9 protein-coding genes and 2 pseudogenes are annotated in these 13,318 nt (G+C 26.8%); 1 reads left to right on the plus strand and 10 read right to left on the minus strand.

Annotation, left to right across the window (positions count from 1 at the left end):
* Window positions 1-123 precede the first annotated feature (123 nt).
* From A500_RS03460 to A500_RS21620, 7 genes and pseudogenes are all read right to left on the minus strand, one after another.
* Complete coding sequence (locus A500_RS03460; protein WP_016206201.1) at window positions 124-924, minus strand: hypothetical protein; 801 nt, start codon at window positions 922-924, stop codon at window positions 124-126.
* Between the two features lie 291 nt (window positions 925-1,215).
* A complete protein-coding gene (locus tag A500_RS03465) occupies window positions 1,216-2,832 on the minus strand; it encodes a putative polysaccharide biosynthesis protein (protein ID WP_016206202.1) in 1,617 nt (538 codons plus the stop codon).
* A gap of 16 nt (window positions 2,833-2,848) precedes the next feature.
* A complete protein-coding gene (locus A500_RS03470) occupies window positions 2,849-3,817 on the minus strand; it encodes an RluA family pseudouridine synthase (RefSeq protein WP_016206203.1) in 969 nt (322 codons plus the stop codon).
* 66 nt (window positions 3,818-3,883) lie between these two features.
* Window positions 3,884-5,074: a M20 metallopeptidase family protein gene (locus A500_RS03475; protein ID WP_016206204.1), complete on the minus strand. Its 1,191-nt coding sequence runs from the start codon at window positions 5,072-5,074 to the stop codon at window positions 3,884-3,886.
* A gap of 120 nt (window positions 5,075-5,194) precedes the next feature.
* Window positions 5,195-7,203: pseudogene (locus A500_RS03480) on the minus strand (cell division protein FtsA).
* A 39-nt stretch (window positions 7,204-7,242) separates the two neighbouring features.
* Window positions 7,243-7,404, minus strand: a complete 162-nt coding sequence (locus tag A500_RS20275; protein ID WP_156174305.1) for a DUF6019 family protein — start codon at window positions 7,402-7,404, stop codon at window positions 7,243-7,245.
* A 63-nt stretch (window positions 7,405-7,467) separates the two neighbouring features.
* Window positions 7,468-9,457 (minus strand): annotated as a pseudogene (locus A500_RS21620) (ATP-dependent helicase).
* A 189-nt stretch (window positions 9,458-9,646) separates the two neighbouring features.
* On the opposite strand from A500_RS21620, the gene A500_RS03490 reads away from it, so the two are divergent.
* On the plus strand, window positions 9,647-11,113 hold the full coding sequence (locus tag A500_RS03490; protein WP_016206206.1) for a nicotinate phosphoribosyltransferase: 1,467 nt from the start codon (window positions 9,647-9,649) through the stop codon (window positions 11,111-11,113).
* 30 nt (window positions 11,114-11,143) lie between these two features.
* Here A500_RS03490 and A500_RS03495 read toward each other — a convergent pair whose 3' ends face one another.
* The 3 genes from A500_RS03495 to A500_RS03505 form a co-directional block, all read right to left on the minus strand.
* Window positions 11,144-11,353: a hypothetical protein gene (locus A500_RS03495; RefSeq protein ID WP_016206207.1), complete on the minus strand. Its 210-nt coding sequence runs from the start codon at window positions 11,351-11,353 to the stop codon at window positions 11,144-11,146.
* A 115-nt stretch (window positions 11,354-11,468) separates the two neighbouring features.
* Window positions 11,469-12,671 carry an EAL and HDOD domain-containing protein gene (locus A500_RS03500; RefSeq protein WP_016206208.1) on the minus strand — a complete coding sequence of 401 codons (1,203 nt, stop codon included), beginning with the start codon at window positions 12,669-12,671 and terminating at the stop codon, window positions 11,469-11,471.
* Window positions 12,672-12,836: 165 nt separating this feature from the next.
* A complete protein-coding gene (locus tag A500_RS03505; protein WP_016206209.1) occupies window positions 12,837-13,169 on the minus strand; it encodes a hypothetical protein in 333 nt (110 codons plus the stop codon).
* Window positions 13,170-13,318: the final 149 nt, after the last annotated feature.

The following is a 13,318-nucleotide window of genomic DNA, read 5'->3' on the forward strand; positions in this document are numbered from 1 at the left end:
ACTCTATAGGAATAACTTTAACAACTTATAATCTATAAATGACTTATCCACAGATTTTTAAGATATAATTTCCTATAGAGTAAAAAAAGCACATCAATATTTTGAAGTGCTACTCTCTTAAAGTTAACTATTTAAATATACTTTAAAAATTAATTTTATTATTAAACTAATACCATATGTTATTAGTGAAAATATTATTGCTATAAAAAGAATATTTATAATGAACATGTTATAGCTTATTATCATACTTAGTGATATGTATTTTGTTATGCCTAATAAATTTAATATCATAAGTGCAAAAAACATACTAAAGATTCCTTTACTAGCTCCTTTTATATCAGCTTTACTTAATGATATATGTGAAGATATACATATTGCTAAGAATAAAAAAACTATAAATCTTATATTTGTGAAATTATCTAATGTAAATATTAACTTTACTAATGCTTTAAATGTTGAAATTAAATTAATTAAATTCATCTCATTTATACTACTAAGCATAGTTAACCTAAATTCGTTGTATATATTAGGTATAAGAAAATACATTAAAATACCGATAGAAAATATTCCTCCTAAAATAGGTGCTATTCCAATAAAAAAGTTGCCAATTTGTTGATATATACTAAGAGGATTATATGTATGTTTCACATATCCTAATGTTCCATCTTCATTATTAGGCTGAAAAAGTTTTATTTTGCTTATTTTATGTTTAAAAATGACTGCTGCTAATGCATGACTTAATTCATGAATGGGAACACCTATAAATCCAGTTATATAAATACTCTTTCTTCCAATAGCTCCATAAAAGTTTTTTATAGACTTAGTCCTAAAAAATCCTAGTATAAATCCTACTATAACAATAGAGCCTATAAAATACACAATTTCAAGTACCGTTGTAATTATTAAGTCTTTTAATAACTCCATAAACTATTTCCCCCAACACTTCTTTTTGCAGTTCAAAGTTCACAAGGCACAGTTCACAGTTTTTTTGCATAATAGAACAGGTATCAGGTTATAAATTTAAATAAGAGTAAAAGCGAAAAATCAAAGTTATTCTCCCCTATAAAGCTTAGAATTTAATTTATACAAGGTGCATGTTATTCCAAACTTCCTAAGAACTTTTTTCTCATCTTAAATTCTCTGTTACCTGCTACCTGTTCCCTCTTACCTTCCACCACTCATAATAAGAAACTATGAATTGTGCACTGTGCACTATTAAATCAGTTCTTTTCTCAATCTTCTAGGTAATAATCTAAATATTCTTGGTGAAATTAAATCCAAATCCTTCTTCCTTATTCCACCGAAGTAAACCATTGTATATAGATATACAACTCCCCCTACACCAATTAAAACTAATGTTGCTATTGCAATAATTGCTTTTCCACTACCTAAGGCTTCAGTAACCTTAATAATAGGAAACTTTGCAACAAGTATAACTAATGTCATTAATAAAGAGCAAATCGTTGGTACAATTGCTTGCTTTACAATGGGAATATTAACTCTAAAGAATTGTTTAATTTTCCCATGATTTATTATAGTAGGTATAATAAATGATACAAAGGTTGCAATTACTGCCCCCATTATGTTAACACTTGGAATTGAAACCAATACTACATTTATAATTATTTTCGCAACTAATCCGAGACTGGCAGATACAATAATTAAGTACAACTTATTAATTCCTTGTAAAATAACATTTTGTATAGTTGTTATTGCCATAAATATTAATAATGTAGATCCATACATGAGTAAATTATATCCTGAGTTAGAAGGAAATAGAAAACTATATATTTCCTTACTTAATATTGCTAGACCAAAGGTTGCTGGCATAACTATTATGTACATTATTCTAAAAGCATAACTAGTTTGCTGCTTTAATTCCTTTTTATTTTTATACACAAAAGCTTGTATAATCTTTGGAAATATAGATGTTCCAAGGGCAGTTACTATAGCAAGTGGTACATAAATAAGAGTTTTATAATAAGATAGTACTGCAGTTAAACTATCTACCATATCTCCATTAAATCCAGCCGAAGTTAAACTCCTAGCTACAGTTATACTATCTATAACACCTGCAAAGTTTTGAACAGCTGCAACTAGTGTTATGGGGATAGCATACATAAATAACTTTTTAACTATTCTCTTATCAGAAACTCTTTTTTTACTTGGATCATGATTTCTTTCTGCTTCTTCTGCAAAACTTTTCTTATTATATATATAAATTATATATATAATTGCAATAATTGCACCAAGTGAAGTCCCTATAGTTCCTCCAGCACTTCCCCATTCTAAATTACTTGTAATTGAAATTAATAAAGCTGCAAAAACAAGACTAAGAACAACATTTATTAATTGCTCTATAATTTGAGATATTGCTAAAGATTCCATTTCCTCAACCCCTTGCATATATCCTCTAAATGCAGATAAAACTGCTGCAAAAATTATTGCAGGTCCTAAAAATAAAAACGTTAAAGCCGATCTTTCTCTGTATATTAATTTAGATATAGGAAATGATAAGGCCATAAAGACTCCAGCAATTATAATACTTATAATTGCTAAATATTTTATTGATAGCTTCATTGCTCTTAAGGCATCCTTATGATTCCCCATTGCTCTAAGTTCTGTTACAACCTTAGTAACTGCTGGTTGTGCACCCAAACTAGTTACTGCAATTAAAAATACAAATATATCATAACCTGCTACATATATTCCATATCCAGTTTGCCCTAAAACTCTTGTTAATAAAGGAACATATATTGCTGATAATAACTTACCAGCAATACCTGCTATTGATAATATTAAAAAACCACGTCCTACTGATTTTTGTTCCATACCCAATCACCTTTTATTATATTGTGAATTTAAACACATCATTTTTAATTTTCTTAAATACTGGTGGTAAGCTTTCTGTTATAGTTTTATTATTTAAATAGCTTAATTTATCTGGTGTGTTTCTAAAAATCAATTTATATGCATATAAGAATTGACAATCAAGTCCAAATTTATTTGCAAAAAATGAGTTTAATTTTCTATCTCCATATTTATTATCACCAATTATAGGCGCTCCTAAATGTGATAAATGCGCTCTTATTTGATGGCTTCTTCCTGTTATTAAATTTATTTCTAAAAATGAATATGCGCCATTTGTTTTTATGGTTTTAACTTCCATGGCTATTTCTTTTGAATCATTTACTTTCTCATCATATATCTTTGATATATTAGCTTCTTCATTTTTATGAATATATCCTTTATATAATCCATCCTTTATTTTACCTTTAACTAAAGCATTATAATATTTTTCAACTTTTCCTTCTCTTATGATTTCATTCATTGTTCTTAATGCTTCAAAATTTTTCCCAAATATTACAATACCTGAAGTATTTCTATCTAATCTATTACATGGTGCAGGAGTAAATGTTATTTCATTTTCTGGTAAGTAATCACCTTTTTCGTTTAAATATGATAATACATAATCGGTTAAACTTGCATCTTTTCCCTTCTCGTCAGGATGAACTAAAATATTAGGCCATTTTTCAACTATTAATATATTAGAATCTTCATAAGTAATTTTCATTCCACTAGCATTAACTTTAATAAACTTTTCTTTTGGATCTTCTTTATTACTTTGAATATATTTTATTTCTATCACATCATTTATTTGCAAAGAATAATTTTCTTTTTGTTTATTTCCATTAACCCTTACATCACCTTTTCTTAAGGCTTTAAAGATTTTACTTAATGGAACATCCTTTAATAGTTTTCTTAAAAATTTGTCTAATCTTTGACCTGCTTCATTTGTGCCTATTTCTATTCTCAAACTAATCACTCCTAGTTTTTTAGTATTCTAACTATATTTTCCCCATTGTTATAGATTAATATTAAATTAGCTTCTTGTCAAATATTCAAACACCATTTGACATTGCATTGCTACGCCTAAAGGCAAACACTCTTCATCTATATCAAACAAACTACTATGTGCAGGATAAATTATATTTTTACTCTTATTTCCTGAACCTAAAAAATAAAATACTGCTGGTCTTTCATTTGCAAAATAAGCAAAACTTTCTACTCCCATTTTAGGATTCTTTTGAAGTAAAACATTTTCTTTCCCTATAATTTTTTCAGCTCCAACTTTAAATAAATCTACCATATTATCATTATTATATAAATTAGGATAGGATTCTTCTATGTCAATTTCAGCAGTTGCTCTGGATGATTTACATATTCCTTGAACGATTTCTATTAATCTTTCCTTTGCAAATGCCCTATCTTCTTTGCTCATGGTTCTTATAATTCCGCTTATTTGTACTTCTTCTGGTATTATATTTTGCGCTGTTCCTCCATGAATACTTCCTACTGTTATAACTGCTGGATTTGCTGTGTTAATTTCTCTGCTTACTATAGTTTGTAATGCTAATACAATGTGGCTTGCTATAACTACTGGATCTACTGTTGTATGTGGGTAAGCTCCATGTCCTCCTGAGCCCTTAATAGTTATTGTAAATGGATTAGAGGCTGCATTAACTACTCCATGCTTTAGCATTATAGTTCCACACTCCAATGTTTCTTCTACATGGAGCCCACATATACAATCAACTCTTGGATTTTCAAGAACACCTTCACTTATCATGAACCTTGCTCCACCTATAGTTTCTTCTGCTGGTTCAAATAATAATTTTATATTTCCAGAAAATAAATGCTTGTTTCTATTTAAAATCTTAGCAGCTCCAAGTAATATAGTTGTATGTGCATCATGCCCACATGCATGCATTTTTCCTTTAACTTTCGATGAATAATCACATACCTTTTTATCTAATATTGGTAATCCATCTATGTCCCCTCTTAAGGCTATTGTTTTTTCAATACCTTCATCATTTTGTTTAGTTCCTCTTATTATTCCACATATTCCTGTTTTAGAAACTTCTTTAAATTCTATTCTTTCATTCTTTAAAAATCTCTTAATAAATTTAGATGTTTCATACTCTTCCATTCCTAGTTCAGGATGTTCATGTAATACTCTTCTTATTTTTACTAATTCATTTTTTATGCTTATTGCTTCATTTTTAAAATTCATATTAACAGCCCCCTTTATACAATTAACAATTAACAATTAACAATAATATTTAATTAATATTTATCATCATTAATTCTTATCCCCTAGTATCCCTTGCAAATTCATTTATTTAAATATAATTTAACTCCAAAAAACTTCGATATTATCCCCATCTTTTAACTTTTCTGTATATCCAGTTTTATTTCCGTTAAGTAATAAATTTATTATTCCTTTTGCTTCTTTTAAATCAAAATTAGCATAATTAAAGATATCCACAAATATATAGTCTTTTTGTCCACTAAGTGTTATTAATTGATTATTAAATGTTACTTTAATTTCATTATTTGGCTTATTTTCCTTTAAAGTACTTTCCTTAAATACTTCTTTAATTTCTAATGATTCTAAAATTTCAGTTTCTTTAATATTACTATATGTGATTAACTTATCCCCTTCGCTAACTGTATAATCATCTGATAGTTTTATTCTATTGCTTTCAATAATAACGTCTTCTTTTATTATATATTCTTTTATATCCTTAATTGATTTTGGGAATACTATATTTATGTCATCGTCCTCATTTATATAATATTCAAAATCTACAACAGTATTATTGGCAAATATAATTGGCTCTAAATTAATTAATTTATTATTTATATATATACCTATACTATTGAATTCTTTTATTTGTTCTGATATCTTTGCCTTGGCATCTTTACCTGAAATTGCATATTCTATTTCTATAGTATCTCCCGCCTTAACTTTTTTATCTATACTTCCTAATTTGCCATTAAGCTTTATTATTGGATTTCTTCCTTTTTCCCCAAATGCTATTCTTTTTATACCATTTAACTTATATTTTAAATTCTTACCATTTTTTCCTATTAGCATACTTGGATTTATTCCTGCTTGAATTATAACATCCATAATTGTATGCTCATGTGAATTGAACATGCTTATCGGAACTCCATTTAAAACTACATCAATGAAATCATTTCCTCCATTTTTTAATGCAGTTAATGCTATTCCAAGAACTGTTACCCCTTCTGATCCTAGGTTATTATTACTGATACATTCAACAACAGCACTTCTATCTTTTATAGCAATTCTTTGAATCGGCATATTTAAGTTTTCACTAAGCTCTTCTATTATCCAAGGAGTATGTGCCCCTCCACCTACTAGAAATAATGCACTTGGAGATTTATTTGCATTAAGTTCAATTATTTTTGCTGATATTCCTTCAGCAATTTTTTTAACTACAGGTCTTATACTTTTCATTATATTCTCTGATTTAATTGTGTTCTCTAACCCAAGTATATCTGTATATGTTATTTCATCTTTCAACTCAATATTTCTTTTTATGTATTCAGCAGTATTAAAATCGACTAAACATTCTTGCACTATTGCCTCAGTAACTTCATCACCAGCTTGTGGAACCATGCCATATGAAGATATGCTCTCTTTAGAACTTATTGCTATATCTGATGTCCCTGCTCCAATATCTACTAAGGCTATATTTAAAAGTCTTAATTTCTTAGGAACTACAGCCTCAATAGCAGCAATTGGTTCTAATGTTAAATTGCTTACTCTTAGCCCTACCTTTTTCATAACTGTATATAAAGAATCTACAACTGACCTTGGTAAAAATGTTGCTATTACTTCAACCGCTGCTTTCTCTCCTTTATGTCCTATTAAATTAGATATAATAAATCCATTTAAATAATAATTTTTAACTGAATATCCAACACAATATAGCTTTCCATCAGTAGTCTTATTTATTTCATTCTCAGCTTCTTTTAAAGCTAACATTTCTAGTTTTCTTACATCTTCTTTAGATATTTCTTCCTCAGAATCTAATTCCATTGTACCTTGTGAATTTATAGTTTTCAAAAACCTTCCCGCTGCTGCTATAGATACATTTTCTAATTTAATATCTATTTCATCTTCTATATCATCTACTATTTTTTTACGCCCTTGGCCACTAAATTTATATCATGAATCTGTCCATCTACCATTGCTCTTTCTTCATGTTCTAAATACTTCTCACATATAACTTTAAACTTGTCATTTTCTATCAAACCTACACTACCGATAATAGATCTTGTTCCTACATCAAGTGCAAATTTAATATTCTTTAAATTTATATTATTCATTTGCTAACACCTCATAATTTAATATAATAATCATTATATTTAAAAATCATCATCCTTTTTATTATCAATTACTATGCTATCCTCTTTTTTTCTAGTTCTCTCAAATTTAATTAATGCATAATAAACTCCACTTTCTACAGCAAATGTTATAACAAAATATAGTACAACAACTACTACTATTCCTATTAAGATATAAACCAATTACAAATCCCCCTTTAATTACCATAATAAAATTATACAACTTCCCTGCATAATAGTGAACACTTAGTTCTTCATTATAATAATATTATTCTCTATTAAAACCCTTAGAGAAAAACTTTTACTCACACAATCCCCGAAATCTATTTTAATTACATCGTCATCTATTGACAATACTTTTCCATTACCATAACTTTTATGATGAATAATATCATTCATCTTTATTCCATAATCATTATTTGAATTTATACTTTTTAATCCACCTTCTAAAACGAACCTAGAAATATCCTTAAATTTCCCCTTTTGTGTTTTGGGAGAAAATATATATAAGTTATCTATGGCCCTAGTTACTGCAACGTAAAATAATCTTCTTTCTTCCTCTATATTTTCTTCCATTGATGATTTATGTGGAATTATTTCTTCTGTTGAATTAATTATAAAAACATTTTTAAATTCCATTCCCTTAACCCCATGTATTGTGCTCAAAATTACTCCATCTTGCACCTCTTTACTTTCCTCTATCTTTTCTTTTACTCTTTCTACATGAGATAATAATTCTACTATTGTTTTTAACCCATCTGCTGCCACTTTGAATTCTTCTACTATGTCTTCTAATTCTTCTATACTTTGATTATATCGTTCACCATAATCTTTTAGATAATCTATATAATTTAATTCTGAAATTATATACTGTATTGCACCAGAAAGTGAAATTTTATTAAGATAAAGTATGTCTCTTTTTAATTCATCTAATTTTTTTGCTTGATATGGTGGTGTATCCCTTTTTTCTATTAAAATATCAAAAGGTGATTTGTATTCAATAGAACTTTCTATATATTCTAAATTGGCTTTGCTTACATATCTGAAAGGCTTATTTATTATTGATAAAAAATTTTCTTTACTGTTTATATCTATTGAAAGTCTTAGGTAAGACAAAATATCCTTACATATAAAATGCTCAAAGAAGTTATATCCCTTATCTAAAAGGATAAATGGAATTCTTCTTCTGGTGAAAGTATCAATTATACTTCTAGCTTCCATATTAGTTCTATATAATATAGCATTATCACTTAGATTTTCTATTGATTTTTCTATTATATTTGCTATGTCTTCACCTTGATTTCTTTCATCATAAGGTGTTCTAAAATTTATTACCCCCACTGAATCCTTATTTGCTTTTATTAATTTATTGTTTCTACTTTTATTATTCTTGATTATTTCCTTTGATACTTCTACTATATTATTATTGCTTCTATAATTAGTAGATAAATATATTTTTTAGCATGTTCAAAAATTTCACTAAAGCTAACCATATATTCTGGTCTTGACCCTCTAAAACTATATATACATTGATCCTCATCTCCAACTGCAAACAAAGAGTTATTTTTATTTAACATTTTTAAAAACTTAATTTGTAATTCATCACAATCTTGAAATTCATCTACTAATATATATTTAAACATTGTTTGATACTTACTTAAAATTTCTGTATTATCATTTAATAAATTTACAACTTTGATTGATAAATCATCAAAATCCCAAAGCCCATTTTTTGATTTATAATCTTCATATTTTTCTAAACACTCAATAAAAATATCTTTTGCCATTGTTGCTTTAAATTCTTCTATATTCTTAAGAGAAGTTTTGAAGAAAGATATATTATTCAAAGCTTCCTTTATTTTATCTTCACTTACTTCATCAGAATATTTATTTAAAGTAGATTTAATTATTCTATGAGCTATACCACCTTCAATTATAGAAATATTAAATCCTTCCCTTAAAAGAATCTTATAAAACAAACCATGGAATGTTCCAAAAAAAGGTGCAATTTCTCTATTAAAAATATTTTATATCTATTTCTCATATTGTCCGCAGCAGCTCTTGTAAATGTTATTACAATTATATTACCTAATTTTACTTTTAAATTGGTTACCAAATGATTTACTCTATTAATTATAACTGTTGTTTTTCCTGAACCTGGTGCTGCAACCACTAACACATTATTTTCTTTTATATATACAGCTTCCTTTTGATAGTTATCTAAATAAATTTTCATAATTGCTCCTTTTTTATGTATTATTGTCTTTTTTATGCTATAAATATCTATATTGTAATAATTTATCTCTAGATGTACAATATATTTAATATATTTAATTTTGTGAAACAAAATAATTCATAATTAATTATTAATAATTAAAGGAGAAAAATCTCAAGATTTTTAATTGAACAAATAAGGGAGAAAAACATGGAAAACTTAATTAGATTTGATGTTACTAATGAACGTAATCTTACTATGTTAGTTGATTTTTATGAACTAACAATGGCAAATGGATACTTTAATAAAGAAATTCAAAATAAAATAGCATATTTTGATATGTATTTTAGAAGAGTTCCAGATGGCGGAGGCTATTGCATAATGGCTGGAGTTGATCAACTAATTCAATATTTAAACAATTTGAAATTCACAGAATCTGATATAGATTACTTAAGAAACAAAAATTTATTTTCAGAAGAATTTCTAAATTACTTAGAAAACTTCGAATTTAAATGTGACGTATGGGCTATTCCAGAGGGAAATTTTGTTTTTCCAAATCAACCATTAGTTATGGTTAGAGGGCCAGTTGTTCAAGCTCAATTTATAGAGACAATGATTTTACTTACAATAAATCATCAAACTCTTATTGCAACTAAAGCTAATAGAATTTGTAGAGCCGCAGCTGGTAGAACAGTCATGGAATTTGGCTCTCGTAGAGCTCAAGGGTACGATGGGGCTATTTATGGAGCTAGAGCTTCAATAATCGGTGGATGTGATTCAACAGCTTGTACTATTGCGGACAAATACTTTGATGTTCCAGCTGTTGGTACAATGGCTCATAGTTGGGTTCAATTATTTGATACAGAATATGAAGCCTTTAAAGCTTGGGCAGAGGTTTATCCTGATAATTGTTCACTTCTTGTTGATACATATAATGTTTTAAAATCAGGAATTCCTAATGCTATCAAAGTATTTAATGATGTATTAAAGCCTATGGGTAAGAGACCTAAAGGAATTAGAATTGATTCAGGTGATATAGCATATTTAACTAAAAAATGCAGAAAGCTTTTAGATGCTGCTGGTTATTCTGATTGTAAAATAATTGTGTCTAACTCATTAGATGAGCATATTATTAGAGATGTCTTAAATCAAGGTGCTTGTATAGATTCCTTTGGTGTTGGTGAAAGATTAATAACTGCAAAATCTGAACCAGTTTTTGGAGGAGTTTATAAATTAGTAGCTGTTGAAAATAATGATAAAATAGTTCCTAAGATAAAAATAAGTGAAAATACAGAAAAAATTACTAATCCAGGCTTTAAAAAGATATATAGAATTTATGATAAGGAAACTCACAATGCAATAGCCGATATTATCGCTTTAAATCATGAAACAATTGATGAATCAATGCCTCTTGAGATTTTCCATCCTATAGAAACTTGGAAAAGAAAATTAGTAACTAATTTTTATGTTAAAGATCTGATGGTTAAAATTTTTGATAAAGGTCAGCAAGTTTATGACAGTCCTTCTGTTTTAGAAATAAAAGAATTTTCTAAAAATCAAAGTACTAAAATGTGGCCTGAAATATTGAGATTTGAAAATCCACATACTTATTATGTTGATTTATCTCAAGAATTATGGACATTAAAGCAAGACTTACTGCATAAATGCATAAAATAGGAGTTGTCATAAGACAACTCCTATTAAAATTTAATAATTAATAACTTTTTCATCTGAATAATTTATATACCTATCTTGTGAATAAAATAAGTCTTCATCCACATTATCAACAAATGCTACTTTATTACTTGAAGATAAAAATTCCTTAAACGGACATGTACTATCTTCTGAATGCATAGGACATGCATTATAACAACTTATCTTTTCATTATTAGTTGACCAAAATGGACATTTGCTCATGATTCTCCCCCCAATACCCATATGTGAAAACGAAATCACAATTTTCTTATATTATATTATATATTTTTGTTAAAATAAAGCATTTCATGCCTATTTCTGTAAAATAAATATCGACTTAATTCCCTATATTTTTACTCCATTCAATAGCTTTACAATATGAATTCCATAATGACCCTTTATCAACTTTTAATTTATTACATTTTCTTGTTATATTTTCATTATCAACCATTTCATAAGCTAAAGATAATTCTAATATATTTCTAAAAATATTATCTTCTCCAAGTAGTGCTTTTTTTATTTTCATATTAACAGGTAAATTTTCTACTAAATATTCTACATCTTTTTCTATCATAAGGTGTAAATTAGAAAATAAACCTACCATAAAAGCTGATGATGCATCTTCATTACATATGGATGCTATTTCTTCACAAAATTTAGCTCTTATAATTATGTTTTTAGCATACTCTTCACTTTTACCTGATGATATTTCAACAACAGATAATATTGATAGCCATTTTCTAAGTTCTTCTCTACCTATCAATATAATAGCTTGCTTTATAGATTTTATCTCATATAAAAAATTAAAATATGATGAATTTATAAATCTTAAAAACTTATATGTTAATGCAATATCTGTCTTTATTATATATTCTACTTTATCTAAATCATAATCTTCTCTTATAAGTTCAATTAAAAGTGAAAAAATACTACTATTTTTAATAGAGATATCTTTCCCTAGAAATATAGATGGTTTACTATAATAGTAACCTTGATAATAATCATAACCTAAATCCTGTGCTTCTTTTAAATCTTCTAATGTCTCTATCTTCTCTGCTAACATTTCAATATTAAAGTTTTTGCAAACATTAGCTATTTGTTTCCTTGATTCTTTAGATGAAAGTAAAAAATCAACCTTTACTATATCTATAACATCTTTAAAATTTATAATATGTTCTTCTTCCACTACATCATCTAAAGCTATATTATATCCAACTTCCTTTAGAAACTTTAATCTATCTATTATTTCTTTAGATGGATTTACAGTTTCTAACACCTCAATTACTACCTTATCTTTTGGTAATAATGTTGCAATATTCTTCTTTATTAATTTCTCTGAAAAATTTACAAAAGCTTTTCTATTATCAGTTAAAATATCTAATCCAAAAGATGATATATTTTCTATAACTTTATATGTGGCTATTTCTTCTTCTATAGAGTCATCAAAAATATTATTTAATGAGTTTCTATATAATAATTCATAAGCTACTACTTTTTCCTCTTTATTATATATTCCTTGTCTAGCTATAAAAATATCCATTTTCTCATCCTCAATACATAATTTATAATCATTATATAATAGTTATATATAATTTAAAAGAAAATCATAAAATTTTAATTTTTATACGTCTTTATACGATAAAAAAAAGAAGGAATTACTTTTTAATGCTATAATTAATGAACATTAGAAAGTAATTACCCCTCTTTATAATTTACAATGAGTGTTATTTTTAACTACTGAAATATTTATTATTTCATTTGTGAATGCTTTTAAAAGAGCTTTTTCTAGTACCTTTTCCTGATCAAAGTTTTCTATATCTCTACATTCAGCAAATACCTTATTTATTTCACCATCAACATTTCTATATGTTAAAGTTACATATGGCTTATCATATTCAACTTTAATAATTTTTAAACCCCATGATATTTGTGCGTAATCTCCATCTGTTGTAAGGTATGTTAGTTCTCTTAACTTTTCTTTTTCCTCTGAAGGATCGCTTATTACAATTAATTCATCTCCAACTTTATATTTTGCCATTTTATTTCCTCCTTATAAATATATAATTACATTATTGTAATTATATAGATTATTATTTTTAACTATATATATATTATTACTAATTTTTGTGATATTATTATGCTATGTGTATTAATTTAAATCTTAGAGTTTGTTAATTAATTAACAAC

Source organism: Clostridium sartagoforme AAU1, assembly GCF_000401215.1.
Classification (GTDB): Bacteria; Bacillota; Clostridia; order Clostridiales; family Clostridiaceae; genus Clostridium; species Clostridium sartagoforme.